24 protein-coding genes are annotated in these 25235 nt (G+C 37.5%); 9 read left to right on the forward strand and 15 right to left on the reverse strand.

The genetic code is table 11. The features are described 5' to 3' along the window. Window positions 1-33: 33 nt before the first annotated feature. From CHRYMOREF3P_RS06450 to CHRYMOREF3P_RS06465, 4 genes are all read left to right on the forward strand, one after another. Entirely contained in the window at window positions 34-459 is a 426-nt protein-coding gene (locus CHRYMOREF3P_RS06450; protein WP_198424131.1) for a hypothetical protein, read from the forward strand. Window positions 460-707: 248 nt separating this feature from the next. Further along, window positions 708-1562, forward strand: coding sequence for a helix-turn-helix domain-containing protein (locus CHRYMOREF3P_RS06455; protein ID WP_180564155.1), 855 nt, complete (start codon window positions 708-710; stop codon window positions 1560-1562). Between the two features lie 204 nt (window positions 1563-1766). Continuing rightward, window positions 1767-2267: a hypothetical protein gene (locus CHRYMOREF3P_RS06460; protein WP_180564156.1), complete on the forward strand. Its 501-nt coding sequence runs from the start codon at window positions 1767-1769 to the stop codon at window positions 2265-2267. 243 nt (window positions 2268-2510) lie between these two features. Then, a complete protein-coding gene (locus tag CHRYMOREF3P_RS06465) occupies window positions 2511-2648 on the forward strand; it encodes a hypothetical protein (RefSeq protein ID WP_180564157.1) in 138 nt (45 codons plus the stop codon). Between the two features lie 90 nt (window positions 2649-2738). On the opposite strand, the gene CHRYMOREF3P_RS06470 is transcribed toward CHRYMOREF3P_RS06465, so the two are convergent. From CHRYMOREF3P_RS06470 to CHRYMOREF3P_RS06540, 15 genes are all read right to left on the reverse strand, one after another. Next, entirely contained in the window at window positions 2739-4865 is a 2127-nt protein-coding gene (locus tag CHRYMOREF3P_RS06470) for a type IA DNA topoisomerase (RefSeq protein ID WP_077418582.1), read from the reverse strand. Between the two features lie 125 nt (window positions 4866-4990). Further along, window positions 4991-5422, reverse strand: a complete 432-nt coding sequence (locus tag CHRYMOREF3P_RS06475) for a hypothetical protein (RefSeq protein ID WP_180564158.1) — start codon at window positions 5420-5422, stop codon at window positions 4991-4993. Window positions 5423-5504: 82 nt separating this feature from the next. Further along, window positions 5505-6233 carry a M17 family peptidase N-terminal domain-containing protein gene (locus CHRYMOREF3P_RS06480; RefSeq protein WP_077418580.1) on the reverse strand — a complete coding sequence of 243 codons (729 nt, stop codon included), beginning with the start codon at window positions 6231-6233 and terminating at the stop codon, window positions 5505-5507. Window positions 6234-6463: 230 nt separating this feature from the next. After that, entirely contained in the window at window positions 6464-7828 is a 1365-nt protein-coding gene (locus CHRYMOREF3P_RS06485; protein WP_180564159.1) for an alginate export family protein, read from the reverse strand. Window positions 7829-7830: 2 nt separating this feature from the next. Continuing rightward, a complete protein-coding gene (locus CHRYMOREF3P_RS06490) occupies window positions 7831-8256 on the reverse strand; it encodes a DoxX family protein (protein WP_180564160.1) in 426 nt (141 codons plus the stop codon). A 205-nt stretch (window positions 8257-8461) separates the two neighbouring features. Then, entirely contained in the window at window positions 8462-10234 is a 1773-nt protein-coding gene (locus CHRYMOREF3P_RS06495) for an amidohydrolase (RefSeq protein ID WP_180564161.1), read from the reverse strand. A 58-nt stretch (window positions 10235-10292) separates the two neighbouring features. Beyond that, entirely contained in the window at window positions 10293-10982 is a 690-nt protein-coding gene (locus CHRYMOREF3P_RS06500; protein ID WP_077418576.1) for a hydrolase, read from the reverse strand. A 42-nt stretch (window positions 10983-11024) separates the two neighbouring features. After that, the gene (locus CHRYMOREF3P_RS06505) at window positions 11025-11900 is read right to left on the reverse strand and encodes a pirin family protein (RefSeq protein WP_180564162.1); all 876 of its coding nucleotides are present in this window, start codon (window positions 11898-11900) and stop codon (window positions 11025-11027) included. A 319-nt stretch (window positions 11901-12219) separates the two neighbouring features. Further along, window positions 12220-12804, reverse strand: coding sequence for a Crp/Fnr family transcriptional regulator (locus tag CHRYMOREF3P_RS06510; RefSeq protein ID WP_180564163.1), 585 nt, complete (start codon window positions 12802-12804; stop codon window positions 12220-12222). A 10-nt stretch (window positions 12805-12814) separates the two neighbouring features. Beyond that, a complete protein-coding gene (locus CHRYMOREF3P_RS06515; RefSeq protein ID WP_077418573.1) occupies window positions 12815-13126 on the reverse strand; it encodes a hypothetical protein in 312 nt (103 codons plus the stop codon). A 59-nt stretch (window positions 13127-13185) separates the two neighbouring features. Further along, entirely contained in the window at window positions 13186-14796 is a 1611-nt protein-coding gene (locus CHRYMOREF3P_RS06520; RefSeq protein ID WP_077418572.1) for a Na+/H+ antiporter, read from the reverse strand. A gap of 227 nt (window positions 14797-15023) precedes the next feature. Then, on the reverse strand, window positions 15024-15644 hold the full coding sequence (locus CHRYMOREF3P_RS06525) for an alpha/beta hydrolase (protein ID WP_077418571.1): 621 nt from the start codon (window positions 15642-15644) through the stop codon (window positions 15024-15026). Window positions 15645-15649: 5 nt separating this feature from the next. Beyond that, complete coding sequence (locus CHRYMOREF3P_RS06530; RefSeq protein WP_180564164.1) at window positions 15650-16603, reverse strand: ring-cleaving dioxygenase; 954 nt, start codon at window positions 16601-16603, stop codon at window positions 15650-15652. A gap of 314 nt (window positions 16604-16917) precedes the next feature. After that, window positions 16918-17214: a GNAT family N-acetyltransferase gene (locus CHRYMOREF3P_RS06535; RefSeq protein WP_149386463.1), complete on the reverse strand. Its 297-nt coding sequence runs from the start codon at window positions 17212-17214 to the stop codon at window positions 16918-16920. A gap of 58 nt (window positions 17215-17272) precedes the next feature. Next, entirely contained in the window at window positions 17273-18205 is a 933-nt protein-coding gene (locus tag CHRYMOREF3P_RS06540) for a ring-cleaving dioxygenase (protein WP_180564165.1), read from the reverse strand. Between the two features lie 681 nt (window positions 18206-18886). Between CHRYMOREF3P_RS06540 and CHRYMOREF3P_RS06545 the strand changes: the two genes are divergently transcribed. From CHRYMOREF3P_RS06545 to CHRYMOREF3P_RS06565, 5 genes are all read left to right on the forward strand, one after another. Next, window positions 18887-19885: an EamA family transporter gene (locus CHRYMOREF3P_RS06545; RefSeq protein ID WP_175627274.1), complete on the forward strand. Its 999-nt coding sequence runs from the start codon at window positions 18887-18889 to the stop codon at window positions 19883-19885. Window positions 19886-19903: 18 nt separating this feature from the next. Continuing rightward, on the forward strand, window positions 19904-20932 hold the full coding sequence (locus CHRYMOREF3P_RS06550; protein ID WP_077418566.1) for a methionine ABC transporter ATP-binding protein: 1029 nt from the start codon (window positions 19904-19906) through the stop codon (window positions 20930-20932). Continuing rightward, window positions 20925-21581 carry a methionine ABC transporter permease MetI gene (gene metI / locus CHRYMOREF3P_RS06555; protein WP_047378236.1) on the forward strand — a complete coding sequence of 219 codons (657 nt, stop codon included), beginning with the start codon at window positions 20925-20927 and terminating at the stop codon, window positions 21579-21581. The genes CHRYMOREF3P_RS06550 and metI overlap by 8 nt, the downstream gene beginning before the upstream one ends. A 78-nt stretch (window positions 21582-21659) precedes the next feature. After that, window positions 21660-22469: a methionine ABC transporter substrate-binding lipoprotein MetQ gene (gene metQ, locus CHRYMOREF3P_RS06560; protein ID WP_077418565.1), complete on the forward strand. Its 810-nt coding sequence runs from the start codon at window positions 21660-21662 to the stop codon at window positions 22467-22469. Window positions 22470-22910: 441 nt separating this feature from the next. Next, the gene (locus CHRYMOREF3P_RS06565) at window positions 22911-25121 is read left to right on the forward strand and encodes a glycoside hydrolase family 3 C-terminal domain-containing protein (RefSeq protein WP_410500286.1); all 2211 of its coding nucleotides are present in this window, start codon (window positions 22911-22913) and stop codon (window positions 25119-25121) included. The last annotated feature ends 114 nt before the right edge of the window (window positions 25122-25235 follow it).

Genomic DNA, 25235 nt, shown 5'->3' on the forward strand with positions numbered 1-25235 from the left:
CAGTTCAAAAGGCTAGCTTTGCAGGAAAGCTTTATGATGGGTTTAAAAAGTTTTTTTCTACTTATAGGTTTACTGGCAGGCTTCTGTTTTCAGGCACAGACATTACATTTGTATGGCGGTGCAGATCAGGACCAATATCTGGGATGTTTAACCTGTGATCAATTTGATAAAAATTCGATATGGAATAAGTTCAGCGATTACGGAAATGTTTTCAATTCAAAATCTATCTGGAATGCATATGGAAATTATGGAAGTCCTCACAGCACCTACTCTCCATGGAATGAATATGGAGCTTATCCTCCGGCAATCGTTGATCAGGATGGAAATTTCTTTGGGTTTCTTACTACAAATCCTTATAAATCTGAAAGATCTGAACTGGAACTGGCTGTGATTTTATGCAAGCATCATGAAGAGATTAAAAATGATGTTAGCGGATGGTATGAGAAATTGTTTCGGTAATCCATGAATTCTCACCTCTCCTGTTGGAGTATTCGTATAAAAAAGACTGTGAAAACATAAGGCTGGATTCCTGCGGAATGACAAGTATACCGCTTAGTTTATCCACATAGTTTGCTATTCTGTAGGAATCTAACTGTGTAAATTAAGCTTTTTAGAGAATGACTGTGTATATTTGTTGTTGACTCATTTTTTACAGATAAAATTAATTAACTTTCACTTGATTCACTTCAAAACGAAACTCGCCCATTATGCTGAATGATTACAAAAAATATGAATTATTTGGAAAGACTCTGATACAGAAAATTGATATGACAGGGCCATTCAGATATGATTTTCCGGTTTCGGAGCAAGCCTGTTTTCTGTACGTGATCAAAGGAGCGTTTCAATATAAAACAGATGAGCAGGAATTTGATGTTCCCACCAACTATTCCCTGTTTCTGAACTGTATCAGCTCGGGAAAGCATATTCAAAATTCAAATTTAGAAAGTCACTGTCAGGTCGTAATTGTGACCTTCTACCCGGATATACTGAAGAAAATTTACGACAGAGAATTACCTTCCTTATTGCAGAGACCTGCAAACACAGTTTCAAATCAATCCAGTGAGAAAATAAATAATGATTTTCTGATTCAAAAATATGTAGAAGGCTTACTTTTTTACTTTGAAAATCCATCACTCATTAATGAAGATATATTAATTCTTAAGCTAAAAGAGATCATGTTATTGCTGGCTCAATCACAGAATGCCAGTGCCATACAATTGATTTTGTCACAACTTTTCTCTCCAACAGCTTACTCTTTTAAGCAAATTATTGAAGCGAATTTATTTACGCAGCTCACCATTGAACAGCTTGCAGAACAGAGCAATCTAAGTATATCATCCTTCAAGAGAGAATTTGCAAAACTCTATGACGATACTCCCGCCAACTATATAAGAAACAAAAAACTGGAGAAAGCCGCCGAATTGCTCTTAATATCTGATGAACGCATTACTGATATCGCATTTGACTGCGGATTTAATGATCTGGCGACTTTTACAAAAAACTTCAGCGATAAATATCATATTTCCCCGTCAGGTTATCGTCAGGAGCGGAAAGAAAAATAACTAAAAAACTATTTTATACAAATTATACAGGCATTTCTTATTTCAATAAGGGAGTGTTTTTTTTGAACTAAAATCTCAAATTCTTGAACGAAATCACAAAATCATTTCTGTGATTCTACCGCAAATTTGTACCATCAGTTTCAGGGAATGGAAATAGGCCCACAACTAAAAACTGAATGAGTATACATTTAAAATAATATCAATATGCATCTATCAATTTTAGGAATTTTTCATACCATCATTGGCATCACAGCACTTGTTGGCGCCATAATAGGATTTATCAAATATGGTAAAATCAATCTGGCTCAGCTATCCGGAAAGGTCTATTTTTACGGTACGCTCATCACCTCACTTTCAGCATTAGGAATCTCAAAAGCCGGAGGTTTCAATGCAGGGCATGTATTCTCGTTATTTATCATTGTTTTGATCTCTGCTGCGTATTTCCTGTTCTCAGGTAAAAAGGAAAGCAGGAAGGCAAGGTATTTTGAGAATTTTTTGCTGTCATTCAGTTTTTTCCTGTCTCTTGTTCCCACAATTAATGAGACTTTTACAAGAGTTCCCATTGGACATCCTTTGGCTAAAGATATCAAAGACCCGATCATTGGTCAGACTCTTCTTGTCGTTTTCTTGCTTTTTGTAATGGGATCTATCTTGCAGTTTATGAAGCAGAAAAAAGAGAATGTTGAAATTTCACGTCTTCAATAGGATATTTGTATTGAAAATTGGAAAATATAGAAAATAAGGCTGGATTCCTCCGGAATGACAAATACAACGCTTAGTTTATCTGTACCGTTTGTCATTCCGGAGGAATCTCTGTATAAATGAAAAGCCGGAAGATTGTTGGAAAACGCAAAGGCGCAAGGAGTTTTTCCAAGTTGCATATTTTTAAGACGCAAAGATTTTATCTCCGATAAAATATGGCAATGTCCAATTAGATCATCTATTCTTATGAAGTTCAAACCACTATTTATTATCTTTGAAAGAATGTTCTCTCATTCCAATATGGGTAAGGTAACGTATACAAAAGCTATTGCGTTTGACTGCCAGTCAAAAGATCATGGTTTCGAATCCCGTATTCTCCACTAAATGATAACATTTAATTTATTCATCAAGGATTTTTATCCTCTCACAGATTGAGCAGATTGGGCAGATTTTTGGATTAAATCAAATTCAATATTAGCTAAGTTGTGTCTGAAAGTCGTCGCTCAAAGTCAAAACACCTTCTGCAATAGCATCCGGATGGGTGACAAAGCCTTTCAACTTTGAAGTTTTACCTTTTAAAACAAGGTCTAAAAGCTGTTTATCAGATAATTTTTTACCGAAAATTTCAAAGGTAATTTTGAATCCACAGTTTTTGAAATCGGAACATCCTACTGCTGTTTTTCCTTTGATCAGGTTGTGTTCTTTACATTTCGGACATTTCGTTTCTTCCCAGGACTGAAGTTCTTTTTTCTGTGCAGGTTCTCTTTTTTTCTTTTCCTTTACTTCTTCTTTTTCTTCTTCCTGAAGGGTAATCACTTTTCCTTTTCCATATACTACTTTTTCAGTAAGTTCAGTAACCATCTGAATCAGTTCTTCTTTGAAAAGATTGGCTTCATACTCTCCTTTCTCAATCCTACGAAGTTTTGATTCCCATTCACCCGTCAGTTCCGGACTTTTTAAAAGTTCGTCTTCAATGGTGTCAATCAACTGAATTCCGGTTTGGGTAGCGATGAGGTTTTTCCTTTTTTTCTCGATGTATTTTCTTTTGAAAAGGGTTTCAATGATGTTCGCTCGCGTGGATGGTCTTCCGATCCCGTTGTTCTTCAACATTTCACGCAGCTCTTCATCTTCAACCTGTTTTCCGGCAGTTTCCATTGCTCTCAGCAATGTTGCTTCGGTATAAGGCTTTGGCGGCGTTGTTTTCCCCTGGTGAATCATCGGATCATGTGGTCCGGTTTCTCCTACAATAAATTCAGGGATCGTTTGTTCTTCTTCTTTTTCTTTTTCCTTATCGGTGGTTTCTTCTTTAGGTTCTTTGGCATAAACGGCTCTCCATCCTGCTTCAAGAACCTGCCTTCCGCTGGTTTTGAAAGGAATGGTTCCTACTTTTCCTTCCACCAGGGTATTGGAAATTTTACACTCCGGATAGAATACGGCTATAAAGCGCTTTGCAATCAGATCATAGATCAGTTTTTCTTCCCTGCTCAGATTCTGGGAAGGTGGAATTTCCGTAGGAATGATCGCATGGTGATCGGTTACTTTGGTATCATCGAAAACAGCTTTCGATTTTGGAATCGGAGCTTCCAGTAACGGAGCAATCAGATCCTGATAAGGATACATTTTCTGAAGAATTCCTGTTATTTTCGGATATAAACTCTCGGATAGATAAGTTGTATCAACACGTGGATAGGTTACGTGCTTCTTTTCATACAGACTCTGGATATAATTCAACGTATTTTCTGCTGAATATCCATATTTTTTATTGGCTTCTACCTGAAGTCCGGTCAGGTCGAAAAGTCGTGGATTTTTTTCTTTTCCTTCTTTAATTTCGAAAGAAACAATTTCAAATGGGTTGACTTTAAGGTATTCCAATCCTTTTTCTGCACGTTCCAACGTTTTTAAACGATCGATTGCTGCACTGAAAAGAACATCACGGTATTTGGTCTTCAGTTCCCAATATTCTTCTGTGGTAAAGGCATCAATTTCTTTCTGGCGCTGCACCAGCATGGCCAATGTGGGAGTCTGTACCCTTCCAATGGAAAGAACGGCTTTATTTCCGCCAAACTTCTTCGTAAAAAGCCTGGTCGCATTGATTCCCAACAACCAGTCTCCTATGGCTCTGGCATTTCCGGCCAGATAGAGGTTTTTATAATCTTCTGCAGGTTTTAAACTTGCAAATCCTTCTTTAATCGCATCTTCCGTCAATGAAGAAATCCATAAACGCTGGATGGGTTTGTTGCATTTTGCTTTCTGCAATACCCAGCGCTGAATGAGTTCTCCCTCCTGCCCGGCATCCCCACAGTTGATAACCTCATCACATTCTTCAACCAATCTTTCAATCACTTTAAACTGATTTTCAACGCCTTTATTCGGGATCAGCTTGATACCAAAACTGCTGGGAATAATCGGCAGTGAAAAAAGATTCCAGGATTTGAACTGAGGGCCGTAGTCGTGAGGTTCTTTCAGGGTGCAAAGATGTCCGAACGTCCATGTTACGCAATAGCCGTTTCCTTCCATATAACCTTGTTTAGGCGTGGTAGCGCCCAATACTTTGGCGATATCTCTGGCAACACTGGGTTTCTCGGCAATACATAATTTCATGAACTCGGGTTTATGGAAAGAGTGCAAAAATCGGGATTTTTTTTGGATTTTGCTAATTTAGTTGGGAGCTGATCTTTAATAAGTTGTAGGCACCAGTATCCCAAACCTCCCAGCAATATTAATGATTATGAGCTGACAAACATTACTTTTTCTGCACCATTTAGTATATTCAGCTCCAGCCTTTCAATAAGAAAATTGATATCCTCAACAAACTTCTCCTTCAGATAACCATCTTCAATATCATGACCATATACTATCTTTTTATAGAAATCAGGTTGATTTTTTAATGCATTCTTCAATTGTACCAGGTTAGATTTTAAAACCTCCAGATCAATATATTCTTCATAAAAATGCCAGAAATCCAATATTTTCAGGTCTATATGTAAGACTCTTTCTATTTGACACAATAATCGGTCATCATCTTCCGGACTCTCATCTGTCATCACCAGATTTAAACCGTCTCTTCCGTCAAAATAGTATTGATCTCTCAAGTCCAGATATTGCCATAAAGGCTCCTCTTTATCAAATACAAAACTTATTTCAAGTCCGAATCCCATATCATTTTCTTAAAAAGTAAATATAACAAAAAGCCCCCTTATAAAAGAGGGCCGGATCAACAATGTAATGAAACTAGGTTCATTATTTTTTTTGAGCTTCTGAAATGGCATCAGCAATTCCTCCGCCTGCGGTTTCAAAGAAAGCAGGGCCAGCCAGAAGATATACTTTTTCTAATTTTTTTGTAGTGGATAATTTGTGTTCTTTCAGGTAATTTTCAGAACGGTTGGCGTGTACAATTCCTCTTACTACATTTCCGGCTACCAAAGCAGTTGGAGAGTCTATTCCGGCATCTTTCAGATCGCTGGCAAAGGCAAAGTTGGTAACACCTAACCTCATCGCTTCGCGGGCAGCCACTTCTCCTACAGAAGTCATTAAATCTGGAGTGAACTTGTTGCGGTCACCTAAGCCAATCAATAATAATTTCTTTGCAGACATAGATCCGGCAGGAGGTGTAATTAAAAGGGTTTCCAAAGAATGTCCCTGGAACTGTCCTGTCTTTCTGATATTGGTTAATTCTCCTTTTAAAGCTTCATCCAGGTGAACCAATCCGTTCAATTTAGCAGGTAAGGCCTGAGCATTGAAGATGTCTCCTTCTGTATATTCAAAAACACAGGCTACCTGAAGCTGGGCATCTGCTGAGGAAGGTCCCTGTACCAGTCCTACCATGGAGATACCGTCTACGGTTCCCCAGGTTTTGGAGGTTCCGATGGCTGTTGTTTTTGCAGGTGTTGTAGTAGTTGTTTGTGCAAAATTTAACGTTGAAAATGCTAAAGCTGCGATTACCAGTGATTGTTTTAGTATATTTTTCATGAGATTTATTTTTGTTGTCAGTTGTTTTTTGTTGCTTGTTGAGTGTTTTTGTTGGATAACGCAAGGACGCTAAGTTTTTCCTGATGCTTTTTTTAAGGCGCAAGTCGCTTTGCTCCGGCTATTTTTATTTTTTCAAAGGTAGTTTCAGTGATCAAGAGGTACATTGATGTGGGATAATTTTGGTGCAGATTTTAGGATATTCTTGTATTTTTTATAACATCATATTTCTTTTAAAATTTAAATACAATTCTGGAGTTGATAAAGAGTCCGTCTTTGTGGTTATCGATCACCTCGTTGATGAATTCGCCTGTATTGAAATATTGTATTCCTGTATTAAAGGTTAAGAATTTATTGATTTTATAATTAAAGCTTCCTAAGAAAGCAGTTCCGATGTATCTTTTCTTTGAATTTGAGGACGGCAGGTTCAATGTTCCGCTCGGTCTGTAAATTCCGTCCTGGGTAGAATATCTCCAGTTGAAAACGACATCTGCCTGAACGGTTATTTTTTCACTCAAATCTACGGTTGCATAAGGATGGATATCAATCAGATTGACAGGACCAATCTGAGGATTAAATCCAAAATATCCGCCTTTCGGATACAGAGGATTGAATGTTCCCAGTTTTCCGTCTCCTTTATTGCTGTCTCCTGAAATATAATCATTTCTGAGATTGATGGTCGGTTTTCCTTTTACATTTTCAAACATATATCCGATGTCTGCAGAAGCCGTCCATGCACTGATATTTCCTTTATTGAAGTTTCCGAATTGATAAGCTGCTTCAAAATTGTAGATAAAACCACCACCATATCTCCAGAATCTCCCTCCGAAAGTATGTCTGGTCTCATCTGAAATTCCGTCTTCAAAGCGTACATCTTTTCTGTGAATTCCCAAATAATACAGCTCCAGATTTCCACTTCTGGGAATAATCAAGGTATTGTAACTTCCCCAAAGATTGATAGATTTTGAAGAGGTATTATCAAATGCTCCGGGACTGATTTCACTGGCAGCCATCATAAAGGCATCAGATCTGAAATTCCCTCTTTTGTACATGAATTTTACGCCATCGAAATACAATCTTAAATTCGGTCCTTCTCTTACTGAGATCAGTCTTCCGCTTCCATAATCCAGTTCTTGCCTTCCCGCACGCACCGTCAGCTTTTCTTTGTCATTTTTCAGGATATCTACATCAATGAAGAGATTCTGGATATTCAAATGGTCTTCATCAATTGGCCTTGGTCCGTTCTTTCTTCCGTTTTCCCAGGCACTTCTCACCTGTCCGAAAATTCTTACCCGCGAGCCCAGATGCAAATCAGCGTGTATATTATATCTCTGAATCAGAAAGGGATTGCTTCCAATTCCTGATCTTCCCCAATCTTCATTATTAAAATCCACAAATTCCAGTCTTGCTTCTCCTCCCAATGACAGATAGTTGTTGTTTTCTGTAACCGGGATATATTTTATGGAGTTATAAAAAGTTTTTGCAGAGTCTTTATATGCAGCATAATCTTCATCAAACCTCATCAGCTTAAACTGAGCAGAAAGCTGAGTGGGAATAAAAATCTGCAGAAAGAGTACAATAGCAACCAGTTTTTTCATGATTATTTCTTTGTTAAAAAATTATCAACTGAGTATTTTCCAGATCCCATAAACAGTAAAAACAGATAACATAAGCTGTACATAAAGGGGGTATCTTTCACTAATAATGCGTCATTCCAATGAAGGATAAAGTAACCTGTAAGGGTCACCGCCAAGATGGGCAATACTGCAATTCTTGTGAGAAACCCAAAGATGACAAACACCGGAAACACCAGATTGGCGGCATCAGCAAAAAGACTGTTGAATGCTTCCGGAAGGTGTAGTGGATTTGGAACCTGCTCTGCTTCTGAAACGCCTACCCCTAATTTTTTTAATCCGTGGGCTACGATTAATTCTACAGAAAGTAAGATCCTGAAAACCAACAGTGCAGTATCTGTTAATTTTCCTGCCGGATTGGTATTGGTGATAATATGGATTAACTTTTTCATGATTTAAATAGAATTTTTAAGAATGAAATTGAGGGGATTTTGTTTAACCGCAGATGACACAGATGATTGTGCTTACTTTGATGTTGTGGCAGGTTTTGCGTGTAAGACCACCCCGTCAAAAATTCAAAGAATTTTTGCCACCCTCCAGAGAAGGGGAATTTTTACCCTCTTCAGTTGAAATACTTGTAGCTTTTGTGGTTTAAAACTATTTTGTTTGATAACCTCCGTAATATTTTACAGGTGACCAGTCCGGAATGACCGGAAGAGATACCGGAGCGGCAGTTTTATAAGTTTCGTCTCCGTAAACTACTTTTCCGTCTACAATCGTCAGTTTGGAAGTAATATTTTTAATGTCTTCATCATTGACCGTGAAATAATCTTTGTCTAAAATGGTAAGGTCTGCAAAATATCCCTTTTGTATTTTTCCTTTCTGATAGTCTTTTATTAATTCATATCCGCCATAGGTAGAAAGGGATAAGGCTGTCTTTCTATCCAGGGTATTTTCTTTACCCATTACCTGGTTTCCACCGATTGTTTTTCCTGTAGTAATCCAGTACAAAGCAACCCATGGATTGTAGCTTGCTACTCTGGTTCCATCCGTTCCCAATCCTACAGGAATTCCCATTTCAAGCATTTTTTTCACCGGAGGAGAAGCTAAAGCAGGCTTTTTTCCGTATCTGTGGATGAAGCTTTCTCCCTGATAAGCCATTCTGTGCTGTATGGCAATTCCGCCACCCATTGCTTTAATTCTTTTCATATTGTCTTCAGTCACGGTTTCAGCATGATCAATAAACCAGACCAATCCGTTCAAAGGAGTTTCTTTATTCACTTCTTCAATGACATTCAAAAATCTTGTGATGCTTTCATTATAGGTCGCATGAATTCTAAAAGGCCATTTATTTTTTACCAGAAGGCTTACGACTTCTTTCATATTTTTTTCCATGGTTGCGGGAAGCTCCGGTCTTGGGAAAAGGAAGTTTTCAAAATCGGCTCCATCTGATACCAGGTTTTCCCCGCCTCCATTTACATGATAATCTATTTCGTTGAAATCATTGTGGCCATGGTCGTCAATCTCTACCATCCCTATCCATTTGGTATAATCTGCGAGTTCGGATCCTTTTTTCTGAGCAAATAAATAGTAAGGTAAACGAACAGTAATTTTTCCTTCTTTGTTCAATTGGTCTGTCGTTCCGTAATCATCAGGGAAATTCTGAAATCCTCCTCCTGCATCCATTACAGCCGTTACCCCCAATCTGTTCAGCTCAGTCATGTATTGAAGGGTAGAATTTACTTTTTCTTCTTCTTTCAGCTCCGGCAATTTGGCTAATGTTGAATAAAGAATAAATGCATTGGGCTCTGCCACCAGTAAACCTGTAGGGTCTCCGTTGTTATCTTTCTCAATTAAACCTTGTGCAGGACTAGGAGTTTCTCCATTGATATTGAGTTCCTGTAATCCGGCTTTGTTCAACCATGCTTTCCCATAAAGGTACATGATGAAAGTGGGTACATTTCCTGTTGCTTCATTAATTTCAGCCAGTGTAGGAAGTCGTTTTTCTTCAAACTGATATTCATTCCAGCCTCCAATCACTCTTACCCATTGTCCTTTTGGGGTTCTCTGCGCCTGTTCTTTCAGCATTTCCAGCGCTCTTTTTAAGGATCTCACTCCATCCCAGCGAAGTTCAGTATTGTAAAATCTTCCTCCGCGAATCACATGCAAATGGCTGTCAAACAATCCAGGGATTACTCTGTTTCCTCTGGCATCAATGACTTTTGTATTGCTGCTTTTTAATTTTAAAATCTGGGCATTCGTTCCGGTTTGTAAGATTTTATGGTCTTTTATAGCTACAGCCTGTACTTCAGGATTTTTATCATCCATTGTGGTGATCTTCCCATTGGTAATAATCATATCTGCTTTCTGAGCGTGCAGAATTCCTGTCCCTAAAACGGAGGAAAATATAAGTGTATTCAGTAATTTCATTATTTCAATATTTAAGTTTGAAGGTTTCGGCAGGCTTTCAGCCTGCCGAAACAGACCATTAATGTTTTAACATTTCCTGAGCATACTGAATTCCAATACCGTAAGCTCCACCATATTTTTTCATCAAATCATTGACTGGTTTGTAGGTTTCTTTTCTTGCCCAGTCTCTCTGAAGTTCCAATACATACTGAACAGAAGTAATAGGATGTGCTCCGGCCTGAACCATACGGGTGATTGACTGATCATGAGCTTCTTTAGAAATATCCCCTGAAGCATCTGTTACCACATATACATCATATCCCTCGTCAATAGCTGATAATACTGGTCCTACGATACATACACTTGTCCATAATCCTGCGAAAACCAGTTTCTTTTTATTTTTGCCTGTAATTGCTTTGTGAGCATTAAGATCTTCCCATGTATTCATTGTAGTTCTGTCTACATATCCGCTTGTTGCTTCAGGATATACTTCTGAAATTTCAGGGAAAACAGGTCCGCTGAATGATTTTTCTGCCACCGTTGTTACCACTGTTGGAACATTAAAAATCTTTGATCCTCCCGCTACAAGTGCCACATTGTTTCTTAATTCTTCCATACTGATACTTTTTGTTGCAAAAGCCATCTGCCCTTCATGGTCTATCAATACCACAGCATGATTAGTAGGATTTAATAATGATTTTCCAGGGTTTTGAGCGGATGCTGTTAATGATAATAAACCAGCTGCAAATGATAGGATTAATTTTTTCATAATGATTTAATTTAAGGGTTGCTATTTCTGTTGAATTTTTATTTATAGTGTCATTGGCACGTCAATCACAAGGATTTCTGTACCTTCTTTTAGTGCTTTAATATTGACATCCTGAATATCCCAGACTCCGAATCCATCACGTTCTTCCAAAGTCTCTCCGCCTATTTCTGCGCTTCCTTTAAGAATGAAAACATACATTCCGTTTCCTTTTTTTCTGATCTGATAAAGTGTTTCTGTATTCTGATCAAAAGTTCCCAGATGAAACCAGGCGTCCTGATGAATCCATACTCCTTCGTCATCCGCATTGGGGGAAAGGATCTGTTGAAATTTATTGTGTCCTTTCGTTTTGTCTAAAGTGATCTGGTCATATCTTGGAGTGATATTTCTTTTTTTCGGGTAGATCCAGATCTGAAGAAATTTTACAAGCTTATCACTGTTTTTGTTGAACTCACTGTGCATGATTCCGGTTCCTGCACTCATCACCTGGATATCTCCGCTTCTGATTACTGCTGTGTTCCCCATGCTGTCTTTATGTTCAAGATCACCATCCAAAGGAATACTGATGATCTCCATATTGTCGTGAGGATGTGTTCCAAAACCTCTTCCTGCTTCCACTTTATCGTCATTCAGGACTCTCAGGACTCCGAAGTGCATTCTTTCAGGATTGTAATAATTGGCAAAACTGAAAGTGTGCTGGCTTAATAACCATCCGTGGTCTGCTTTTCCTCTTGAGTCTGCTCTGTGGATGATAGAGCTATCTTTTATTTTTGATTCTGTATTAGGAAGATGATTGTATCCGATGGGTTCTAATGGTTCGATCTCATCAATCTCGTTTTTCATAGCATTTGCCAGAGAAGCTGATGCTACAAACATTCCTGTTCCGAGTAATCCTTTTTTTAAAAAATCTTTTCTGTCCATATCTACGTTGTTATTTGTTCGTTTTTGATATGACAAATGTAGAGCGCTGAAAAACCCTGCACATTTAACTAGTTTAATAAATGACTTTGCAGCAAAAAAAAATGCCGGATACTTGTGTAACCGGCAGTATGATGATATTTAAACTTTTGAGGCAGGTAAGAATATTTAAGAATAACTATGTTTAGATTCCTACGGAATGACAAATAATACGCTTTTTCTCTCCATACAGTTTGTCATTCCGTAGAATCTCACCGTTGTATTCATCAGTATTTATTCTTGAATTGATAAAATAAAAGAGAGGGTTCTTAAAACCTAAAGGTTATTTCTCCTTTGAGGCAAGACGTTTTCTGATGGTACTTACAAATTCTTTTGAAACCCCAAGGTAGGAAGCAATATAATATTGTGCTACTCTTTGTGGGATTGAAGGATATACTTTAATAAATTCAAGGTATCTGTCTGAGGCAGTTTTGGAAATGGTATTGACCAATCGGCTTTGCAGTGTTGCCAGATTCCTCTGAACCAGCATTCTGAAAACTCTTTCAAATTTAGGGACTTCCTGCAGTAGTTTTTCTTTTGTTGCAGGATTCAGCATATAGATTTCCGAATCTTCCAGCGTTTCAATATACACTTTAGAAGGTTTCTGTTCCTGAAATGAGGCAATATCACTGATCCACCAGTCTTCAATGGCAAACAGCAAAGTGACTTCAGATCCATTATCATCCAAACAATACATTCTAAGACATCCTTTGTGAATATAGCCTTCAAACTGACAGATCTCTCCTTCTCTCAGCAAAACGGTTTTCTTTGGAAACGACTGGCAAGAGAGCAGATCTGTAAATATTTTTTCTTCTTCGGGGGTGATTGAGATAAATCGGGTAATATTTTTGATGATATTTTCAAACATAATGTCAGGTTTACCCCTGCAAATTAGGAAAAAGACTGTAAACTTCATTCTTTAAAAGTCCACTTCCTCCTCCGTAATGCTCAATCACTTTAACATCTTTATGTAAATCAGCGCAAAATATTTTAATGTCTTTTTCAAAATCTTCCTCAAGTCCTGAACTTAGAAGAACAATATCTACCGCATTATCTCTTATATATTCATAACAGAAATTTTCCTCACTTTGTATTTCGGCAGTCCAACCTTCATTATTTTCTATAATTCTTTTTAAAGTCTCGAGAATTTCCTGATTCTTTCCAATGACTAAAAAATGTAATGTTTTCATGTTTTAAGATTTAAAATTCAAGGTTCAGAGTTTAAAGTTTATAGCTGTTGATCTCACTTTTACAAGTGCTTATTCCCTGTAATCTTCAGTTCGTTCAGGTCCAATTGAGATTCTGCTTTTCTTATTTCGTCTTCGCTGAAGCGTTTTTCACGTTTCATTTGAAACAGTTCTTTTCTCTGCAGGGCAAATATATCCAGCATCACATTGTGATATTCTGCCATATCGTTTCGTCTGTTAGTACACATTTCCAAAGAGTTTAAATGATTCTGATGAAGTTTAATATCGGTTTCCAGAGCTTTTTTAAAATTCTCAAGCAGACTATTGCTGTTCACCAATTCATTATATTCTTTATCAAGTTTTTGGACAGCAAGCTTATCCAGTCTCATTTGAATCCCGGCCTGCTGTTCATGGGAAGGAAGAATAGGATCAATTTCCTGAATTTTTGTCAATTTGATCACCAAAGGCAGTGTCAATCCCTGAAACACCAATGTCACAAAAATGACCACAAATGTGATAAAAATGATCAGGTTTCTCATCGGAAATTCGGCCTGACTGTTCATCATTACTGGTATTGACAAAGCTGTAGCCAAAGATACAACTCCTCTCATTCCTGCCCATCCTATAATTAAAGGATTTTTCCATCCCGGACTTGGATCACGGCGGGCTTTTTCACTCAGCCATCTTGGGATATGAGCCACAGGATAAATCCATAACAGACGTACTATAATAACGATCAAACTTATAATTAAACCATATTTGATTCCTTCCATTAATGAAATTTCGCCCAATCCATTGATGATATCCGGAAGTTCAAGACCTATTAATACAAAGACTAAAGCATTCATTACGAAAATCAGAGTATTCCAGACTCCTGTCATATTGATTCTTGTAGTTCCTGTTTTAAAAATTTCATGAGCACGGAAAGACATAAATAAACCTCCACTCACTACAGCCATTACTCCCGAAAAATGAAAATGTTCTGCAGAAAGAAACAGAATATAAGGCGTAATTACGGTAATGGCAGCATCAATAGCGGGTGTAGTAGGTAAAAACCGGTGAATTGCATAAAAAATATGAGCTCCGGCAATTCCTATTACAATTCCCATTCCTGCTACCAGAAAAAACTGCCCTGTTGCTTCATGCATTGAAAAAGCTCCTGTCATTACTGCGGCCAGCGCAAATCTGAAAACAATCAGTGAAGAGGCATCATTAATCAGGCTTTCTCCTTCCAGTATAGCAAGAGTGCGTTTTGGAACTTTTAATCCTTTTAAGACTGTAGTGGCAGCAACAGCATCCGGTGGTGAGACAATTCCTCCCAATAAAAATCCTAATGCCAGTGTAAATCCGGGAATCAGCATCTGTGAAGTATAGGCAACTACCAGAGAGGTCAGAAATACAAGACCAAAAGCCAGCAGGCTGATGGGACGTTTCCATTTCCAGAAATCATTCCATGAAGTATACCAGGCTGCTTCATACAAAAGAGGAGGTAAAAAAATTAAAAATATAATTTCGGGGTCCAGCTTTAAAACAGGAACTCCCGGAATAAAACTAATTCCTAATCCGGCGAGCACCAGAAAGATAGGATAAGCAATTTTAATCCGTTGTGCCAGCATGACCAGCATCATGACGAGTAATAAAAGGCCTAATATTAAAAGTAGTTGTTCGTGCATTTTCTTTAGGTTATAAGTTTTGGCTAAAGCCAATAGAATATTTATTTTCTTAAGGCGGGCTAAAGTCCACCTCTATTGAATAATTAATGATGCTTGATAGATTCCTCCGGAATGACAAATATTACGCCTTATCTATCCATTCACTTTGTCATTCCGGAGGAATCGTAACTTTACTTAAACACATTAAAGGTCTTTAAAAATTACGAATAATTTTAAAGTTAAAATACTTATTTAAATAGTATCAAGTTAGCCAATTCAATTTCTTCCTCATTAATAGAATGTCCAAAATTGGCATATACTTTTTCTGTCACCTCAGCATTCATTTCTCGTAAAATATTGGCTGTAGCATATACTCTTTCTACAGGAACATGAAAATCAGGGTTGCTGGTTCCCAGAAAAACAGGGGTTCCGGCGAAATCTCCTTTATAGTTTTCACGATTGATCTTATCTCCTATCACTCCACCAATAATGGCTGCTGCTCCACCGAACTTCTGAGCATTGCGGGCCAGAAATTCAAGGGTAAGGCAGGCTCCCTGAGAAAATCCGAAAAAGTATATATTTTCCGGTTTAATTCCTGCTTTTACGGCAGCTTTTACTGTTTCTTCAACCATTTCAAGGGCTGATGATAACCATGGTTCGTTTTGTTCTACCGGTGCTATAAATGAAAAAGGATACCAGGTATGATTCAAAGCCTGTGGGGCTAATAAAGCATAGTCTTTTACATTCAAATGTTGAGATAAACTCAGAATATCCTGAGCGCTTCCTCCACGTCCATGAACCATAATCAAAGCTTTTTCTGCCTGGTTTAATGGAATTCCTGCTGTTTTTATATTTAAAATATGACTCATTATTTCTATCTGAATTTTTCTGTTGGATAATTAATTGCGGGAAGAACTTCTTTCAGACGTTCTCTTCTTTTTTCAAACTGCTGTGGCAACTGCAGAGCTTCTCCTAAAAACGCTGCTTCTTCATCTACATCGAAACCAGGGCCGGAAGTTGCAATTTCAAATAAAACACCTCCTGGTTCTTTAAAATATACGGAAGTAAAATATTTTCTGTCTTTCACTTCGGTATGTTCCAGTCCGTAGGCATTTAATCTTTTTACCATTTCAAGCTGAGAGGCCGCATCCGGAGTAGCGAAAGCTACATGATGAACAGTTCCTCTTCCAGCTAATCCTTTCAATGCATTAGGAGTAGACAATAGATCTACATATTTTCCAGGCATATTTTCTGTTCCCAATCTCAGTCTGTCAGGAGTTTCCTTAATCACTTTATGATCCATCTGAGTGGTCAGAAGAGCGGCCGTTCTTTCATAGGCATCCTGCCAGATTTCTACGTGATGAATTCCTTTGACGGCATAATCTTTAGGAATATAACCATTGTAATATCCTTTTCTTTCATCCTTATCATTGAAAACCAACTCCAAACCCAATCCGTCAAAATCTTCAAGATAAATAAAAACTTCTTCTGAGAATCTTTGCTGTGGCTGTTTGAAAGGAATATTAAACTGTTCCAGACGGTTCATCCAATAATCCAGAGCTTCTATAGAAACTGAAAATGCAGTCGTATTGAGCATTCCTTTCCCGTGTCTGCCATTGATCAGATCTTTGCCATACGGAAAAGTAGTCATGATCGTTCCCGGTGTTCCGTATTCGTCCCCGAAATAAAAATGATAAACATCTGAGTAATCAAAATTGACCGTTTTTTTGACTAAACGAAGGCCCAAAACGCCAGTGTAAAAGTCTATATTTTCCTGTGCATTGCCGGTAATTGCCGTAACGTGATGCAGTCCTGTGATAAGTTTCATTGTGTTGAAATTGTTAATTAATTATTGTGATGGATAAAAAGGCAAAATTGCGAAAGGGTAAAATAGCAAATAAATGAAGAAGGCGGAATGGTAAAAGGAAGAAAAATCTCTAGGATTGTTTCCAGAGGCAACATACAATGTTTAGATTCCTACGGGATGACAAGGTGGACGGATAAATAAAGCGCATAGTTCGTCCATTCCGAAGTAATCTATGCTCTTACCATCTCAAATTCTCTTACTCTCAAACCCTAAAACTCGTATTCAAAACCCCGAAACTCAAAAACCCGCATCCCGAAACTCGCCTCTCAAACTCACTACAGTTCTTCTTTCATCCACACATCATTATATTCTTCCGGATGACGTTTGAACTGTGCGTGAACATACGGACATAACGGCAGAATTTTTAAATCGTTTTCTCTTGCGTAGGAAACCAGTCTTTCTAATAAAATTTTAGCAAAACCTTTTCCTTCATATTCCGGATGTACCTCAGTATGATAAACCGTCAGTTTTTTTCCAATGACTGAAATATCCATTTTACCTGCTTTATGATCGTCTGAGAAAAGCTGGATTTCTCCTTTTCTTCCTTCTAAAACTATTTCTGTTCTTTCCATTTTATTGTTTTTAATTCTTAATTCAAAATTAGCATCTTTATCAGAGCCGGCCGATGATCTATGATAACTTCGGAAGTACTCCTTCTATTTTCTCACGCATTCCTTCGTACTGTGCAGGAAGCTTCAGGTTTGTTCCCAACTCATTCAATGGCTCATCCACAGTGAACCCCGGATTGTCAGTTGCAATTTCAAACAAAACACCTCCCGGCTCACGGAAATACAATGAATAGAAATAATCTCTGTTGATTTTCGGAGTAATGCTTAGTCCTGCAGATAATACTTTTTCACGATATTCCATCAGAACGTTGTCATCTTTCACTCTGAATGCAATATGATGATTGGTTCCGGCAGCATTTCTTCCCGCAGGAATTGTACTGTTTTCAATAATATCTACAAGATTTGCCGTATCAATTGCATCGGTAGCCAATCTGTATCTTTCTCCTTCCTGTTTCTGCAAATCGTAACCTAAAACATCAGTCAGAACTTTTATTGTAGGATCTGCTTTTTTTAAGGTTAAAGTTACATTATGGAATCCTTTCAATGCATATTCATCTTTGATGTCATCAGTTGTCCATACTTTTCTGCTGTCTTCACCTGCAGGTTCTATCAACTGTAACTGTAGACCGTCAGGATCTTTAAAAGAAATCATCTTTTCTCCAAATACTTCTTCTTCTTCCACATTTACATTAAAGCTTTGCAATCTGTTTTTCCAGAACTCAAGACTTCCTTTGGGTACTGAATATCCAATATGGGTAGCCATTCCGCTTCCGTTATTTCCTTTACCAATTCCTTCCCATGGAAAGAAGGTAAGAATGGTTCCCGGTGTTCCGTTTTCATTCCCAAAATAGAAATGATAAGTTCCCGGATCGTCAAAATTCACTGTTTTTTTCACCAGTCTTACTCCTAAAACCTGGGTATAAAAATCTAAATTTCTTTTGGCATTGTCTGCTATTGCAGTAATATGATGCAGACCTATTATTCTATTGTCCATTGTCTTTAATTTTTATGCTAAATTACAGTGAACAGAAATGCTGCGCATTTAACTAGTTTAATAAATAAAAAGATCCAATGATCTTGTCGCGTTAATCTGATAATAATAAGTTGATTTAAAATTCACAGATTTAATGGGAGTTCCCGCAATAAATAAATCAAGGTTTATAAATAATCTACAAAATAAAAATGCATCAGAATAAATTTCTACCTGTTTTCTTTTTAACAATATAAAATTATTTAATTCTCATAAATTTCAATTTATTTTACATTTTTGATAATGAAAAACAAGCAATATTTTTTATTTTTTTTGAAATAAAAAAGAACTAAAACTGTTTTTTAATTTAAAAAAACAGTAAACAAACAACTAATAAAACACTAACAAACAATATATTAAACTATTAATAATAAATTAATATTTAAAATGTCTACTTTTTTAGTGGACTAATAAAAATTAAATTATATATTTGCAAACGTATTCAGGAAATAGAATAAAATGAAGACAGAATTAAAAAATAATTTAATTAAGAAACATACCATCAAAAACATGATGAAGGATATCTGTATGCCTGTGCATCGAGAATACTGTGGTTGACCTTACTTTTATTTAGACATATTTTAAAGGCTTTACCACATGGTAGAGCCTTTTTTTATTGAACACAACAACATTAAAAAAATAAAAATGAATAATTCTAAAAACAAATGGTTGATTCCATTGGCTTTTACAAACATCTATGTGATATGGGGAATTACGTTTTTAGCTATTTCATTTGGCTTAAAAGGTTTTCCGCCATTCATTCTTTCGGGGTTAAGATTTCTGGTTGCCGGAATTCTGATGATAGGATATCTTCTTTCTAAAGGAGAAAAAGCAAATTCTCTGATCAACTGGAAGAAAAATGCAATTACCGGTATTCTTATTCTTACCGGAGGAACAGGACTCGTAGCCTGGGGAGAACAATATGTAACGGCTTCAGAAGCGGCCATTTCTATTGCAACCGGCCCGTTCTGGTTTATTGCAATCGACAGAAAAAACTGGAAATATTATTTCTCAGATAAATTTATTCCGATAGGACTGGCCATTGGATTTGCAGGATTAATTATGTTTTTAAAAGGCAGTGTAAACTCAAATGCTGCTCATGCTATTGCTAATGAAAATCTACGTATCACTGCCTTTATTGTGTTGGGCTTAAGTTCCATCGCATGGGTACTGGGATCTTTATATTCAAAGAAAAATCCAGCTTCTCAATCTACCTTTATGAATATTGCTCAACAGCTTATAGTAGCGGGATTAGCTTCATTTTTAATTGCTTTTATGAGAAAAGAATGGACTGGTTTTTCAGTTTCTGCAGTTCCATTATCGGCATGGTTTGGGGTTCTATTTTTGATCTTCTTTGGATCGATAGTCGCTTATTTGTCGTACATTTGGCTTCTGTCCGTAAAACCCGCTGCCTTGGTAAGCACTCACACCTATATCAATCCTATTGTAACAGTGATTGCAGGCTGGATTGTTGCCAACCAAAGCATCAATGGAGGTCAGCTGTATGGTTTATTCATCATATTGCTGGGAGTACTTCTAACGAATGTCACCAAGTATTTCAGACTTTCAAAACGGTCAAAGGTAAAAATCAGAAGAGTAAGAAGATTTTTTAACAGAGCAGGCAGGCCATATCAGCCTATTTAAACAGAATACAAAATCAGAATGATAGAAATCAGAAACATATCGAAAACATTTCACCAGAAAAAACAGTCCTTTAAGGCATTGGATAAGGTGAGTTTAAATATAGAGAAAGGAGATATTGTAGGAATTATCGGTTTTTCGGGTGCAGGAAAAAGTACCCTTATCCGTACAGTAAATTTACTGGAAAGACCGGATGAAGGGCAGATTATTATTAATGGAAAAGATTTTACCCAGCTCAGTTCTAAACAATTGGCTGAGGAACGTAAAAAAATCGGAATGATCTTCCAGCATTTCAATCTTCTTTCTTCAAGAACTGTTTTTGATAACGTAGCTTTACCTTTGGAACTGGATCATAGCAGTAAGGATGAAATCAACAGAAAAGTCAACGAACTACTGAGGATCGTAGGGCTTGAAGATAAAGCCAATGATTATCCCAGAAGTCTTTCAGGAGGACAGAAACAGAGGGTAGCTATTGCAAGGGCTCTAGCTAATGATCCTCACCTTCTGCTTTGTGATGAAGCAACCAGTGCGCTGGATCCGGCTACAACGCAATCTATTCTGCAGCTTTTAAGAGATATCAATCAGAGACTGGGAATTACCATCCTTTTAATTACCCACGAAATGGAAGTTATCAAAGCCGTCTGCAACCACGTTGCAGTGATCGACAAAGGAAAATTATTAACAAAAGGAACTTTAAGCGAGATTATTTCGGACAAAGAGAACCCGATAATCCGGCAATTTATAAATTCAGACATCATGACCCTGCCACAGGAATTCATTAGCAGACTGCAGAAAGAACCCAAAGACGGTTTATTTCCGCTTGTCGAAATAGAACTTAACGAAAACATCAGTGTTGAACAAATTCTTTCAGCGCTATACAATCAATATAAAATCCCTTATAAACTTTTAAAGGCTGACGTAGAATATTTCGGAAATTCAAATTTTGGAAAAATTTTGCTGCAGCTTCAGGGTGAGGCTGAAGAAAACCAACAGGCGATCTATTATTTCAACCAAAATAAAATTCAAAATACAGTAAAAGGATATGCTTAGTGATACGGTAATTGCCCTTTTGGCAAAAGGAACCTGGGAAACGGTTTATATGACATTTTTATCCGGATTTTTTGGATTTGTACTTGGACTTCCGGTGGGAATCATGTTATTTTTAACCAGAAAAGGACAACTGCTGGAAAATGCAGTCTATCATAGAGGACTATCTATTCTGGTTAATATTTTCCGTGCCATTCCTTTTATTATTCTGATCGTATGGATGATTCCTTTTACGAGAATTCTGGCAGGAACTTCTATTGGAGTAAATGCAGCTTTGGTTCCGCTAAGTGTGGGTGCAGCTCCGTTTATTGCGAGACTTGTTGAGAACAGCCTTATTGAGGTTCCTCATGGTCTTATAGAAACGGCAAGAGCCTTGGGAGCTTCTCCTTTGCAGATTATCAGAAAAGTATTGCTTCCTGAAGCACTTCCTTCTTTAATCAACAATGCCACTATCACTTTGATTACGCTTGTAGGATATTCTGCAATGGGTGGTGCTGTAGGTGCAGGCGGACTTGGACAGGTTGGCTATCAGTATGGTTATATCGGATATGATATTGTCATTATGAATACGGTATTAATTTTACTGGTTCTGCTGGTCTTCATCATTCAATTTGCGGGAGACCGGTTGTCAAAAAGATTTGATCACAGGTAGTTGAGTTTGGGATGCGAACTGGAAAGTATATTATTTTACTCATTTGTTCTGTCCTAATCCATTTAAATAAAAAATAGAATGAAAAAAATAAAGATTTTTGGTGTAATAGCTGCCGGAATACTGCTGTTCAGTGCTTGTTCGGGAAGAAAAGATGATCCGAACTTTATCCGGGTAGGAATCACCTATGGTCCGGAACAGGAAATTGCTGAGGTTGCCAAAAAAGTAGCTAAGGATAAATATAATCTGGATGTGGAACTTATTCCTTTTAATGATTATGTAGTTCCCAATGAAGCCCTGACAAACGGAGATATTGATGCCAATGCTTTTCAGCATCTTCCTTATCTGGCAGAGCAGTCCAAGCAGAGAGGATACCATCTTGTACCTGTAGGAAATACATTTGTATACCCTATTATAGCCTATTCAAAAAAGATTAAAAATATCAGTCAGCTGCAGGAAGGCAACACTGTTGTTATTCCCAATGACCCAACCAATGGAGGACGTTCCCTGCTTCTGCTTCAGAAAGGAGGTCTGCTAAAATTAAGACAAGGTGTAGGACTTCTGCCAAAAGTAACAGATATTACAGAAAACCCGAAACAGCTGAAAATCATGGAGATTGAGGGAGCCCAGATTCCAAGAGTCTTAGATGACAGGGATGTTGTGGTAGGAATTATCAATAACAATTTTGCAGCTCAGGCAGGATTAGATTCGGAAAAACAGGGGATCTTAATTGAAGATAAAGACTCTCCGTATGTGAATCTGGTGGTTGCCAGACAGGATAATAAAAACAGTCAGAAAGTAAAAAACTTTGTAAAAGCCTACCAGTCTCCGGAAGTGGAAAAGAAAGCCAAAGAGATTTTCAAAGGCGGAGCTGTGAAAGGATGGGATTAATGAGTCTGAGGATTTGAGAGTGAATTCGAGATGCGGGGGTACGGGTTTTCGGGTGAGAATTTAAGAATAGGAGGTTTGGTGTAGATTCCTACAGAATGGACAAACTACACGCTTTACCTATACGTCCACCTTGTCCATTCCGTAGGAATCCAGGCACTGTGTTAGGAGGGTTGTAGGGTTAAAGGTATTGAGTGAAAATATAGGAGTAGCTTCATTTGTCTTTTACCATTTTGCAATTTCGATTTTTTTCTTAATAATTAAAAATATTTAATAATAAGCTGTCTGCAAATACGTGGACAGTTTTTTTATTCATTAAAATTTATTTTCTCAATTTGAGATAATAAAAAATTTTCTCTATTTTTGCTTTTAATCAAATAGAAAGGCATTATGTTAAAGAAAACCGTCATTATAAGTTTATTCACCTTTATTTCTGCTTCTTATATGGCCCAGACTAATAATATCCTTCCCGTTTATTTAGATGAATCCAAACCTGTAGAACAGCGTATTCAGGATGCATTATCAAGAATGACACTGGAAGAGAAAGTGGCAATGCTTCATGCACAGTCAAAATTCAGTTCGCCGGGTGTTCCAAGACTTGGAATTCCGGAATTCTGGACCACTGACGGTCCTCACGGGGTGCGTCCTGAAGTGATGTGGGACGAATGGGATCAGGCAGGATGGACTAACGACTCCATTATCGCCTACCCTGCTCTGACTGCTTTATCCGCTACATGGAATAAAAAAATGTCATGGAATTATGGTAAAGCTTTGGGTGAAGAAGCCCGCTACAGAAAAAAAGATATTCTTCTGGGACCTGGAGTCAATATCTACAGAACTCCTCTGAATGGAAGAAATTTTGAATATATGGGTGAAGATCCTTATCTGACCTCAAAAATGGTAGTTCCTTATATTAAAGGGGTACAATCTAATGGGGTGGCAACTTCTGTGAAACATTTTGCACTGAACAATCAGGAAATGTTCCGTCATACGAGCAATGTGAATGTAGATGACAGGGCTCTTTATGAAATTTATCTTCCACCTTTCAAAGCAGCGGTAACAGAGGGTGATTCGTGGACAATCATGGGTGCTTATGATATGTACAAAGGCCAGTATGCCAGCCAGAATCAATATCTATTAAATGATATTCTAAAAAAGGAATGGAACTATAAAGGGGTTGTAGTCTCCGACTGGGGTGCTGTAAACAATACGGAACAGGCGATTCATAACGGACTTGATCTGGAATTCGGATCGTGGACCAACGGACTTTCTGCCGGAACTAAAAATGCCTATGACAACTACTATCTGGCAAAACCTTATCTTGATCTGATTAAAGCAGGAAAAGTAGGAACCACAGAGCTTGATGATAAAGTAACAAGATTACTTCGCCTTGCTTATAAAACAACAATGAACCGCAATAAACCTTTCGGGAATATTGCTTCTGAAGAGCATAAAGCTGTTGCCAAAGAAATTGGTGAAGAAGGAATCGTCTTATTAAAGAACCAGGGTAATGTACTTCCTATTGACCTTAATAAAGCTAAAAAAATAGCGGTTATTGGAGAGAATGCCATTAAAATAATGACAGTTGGTGGAGGTTCTTCATCTTTAAAAGTGAAATACGAAGCTCTTCCTTTAGACGGAATCAAGTCAAGGTTTGGAAAGCAGGCAGATGTACAGTATGCGAGAGGTTATGTAGGAGATATCGGAGGTGAATATAATGGGGTAAAATCCGGACAGGATTTAAAAGATACCCGTTCTGAAGCTGAATTGCTGAATGAAGCTGTAGAATTGGCCAAAAAATCAGATTATGTAATTTTTGTAGGAGGATTGAACAAAGCTGATTTCCAGGACAGTGAAGGAAATGACAGAAAAAGCTATGGACTTCCTTATAACCAGGATCATGTGATTTCTGCTCTTGCAAAAGCGAATAAAAATCTTGCTGTTGTTTTGGTTTCCGGAAATGCCGTAGCTATGCCTTGGATCAAAGAAGTTCCGACCGTTTTACAGTCGTGGTATCTGGGTTCTGAAGCTGGAAATTCTATTGCCTCTATTCTGGCAGGTGATGCAAATCCATCAGGAAAACTTCCGTTTACATTTCCTGTAAAACTGGAGGACAATTCAGCACATCAACTTGGAGAATATCCCGGGCAGAAAGATGAGTTGGCTGCTGGAAAAGGTAAAGACCAGAAAAACCCTATCAATATTACTTACAACGAAGGCGTTTTTGTAGGCTACCGCTGGCATGATACTAAAAATATAAAACCTCTGTTCAGTTTCGGACATGGATTGAGCTATACGACTTTTGAATTTGGAAAGGCAAAAGCAGACCAGACAACCATTTCACAGGATGGTAAAATTACATTTACTGTAACAGTTAAAAATACAGGTAAAAAGGCAGGTGCTGAGGTTGCCCAGCTTTACATCAGTGATTTAAAATCATCTGTTCCAAGGCCTGCAAAAGAACTGAAAGGTTTTGAAAAAGTATATCTGAATCCTGGCGAACAGAAAGAAGTTACTTTCACCATTGATAAAACGGCTTTAAGTTTCTTTGATGCTCAAAAACATGACTGGGTAGCTGAACCCGGAGATTTTGAAGCACTGATTGGAAATTCTTCCGATGCCATTAAAACAAAAGTGAAGTTTACCCTTAAATAAAAACTGAGAGTTAAGAGTATAAACTCTATTTAATAATTATTTGATAGAACGCGAACAGATTCCAAAATTGGGATCTGTTTTTTTATAATTTATTTAAACGCAAAGATTCTTAGA

It is taken from the genome of Chryseobacterium sp. JV274 (genome assembly GCF_903969135.1).
Classification (GTDB): Bacteria; Bacteroidota; Bacteroidia; order Flavobacteriales; family Weeksellaceae; genus Chryseobacterium.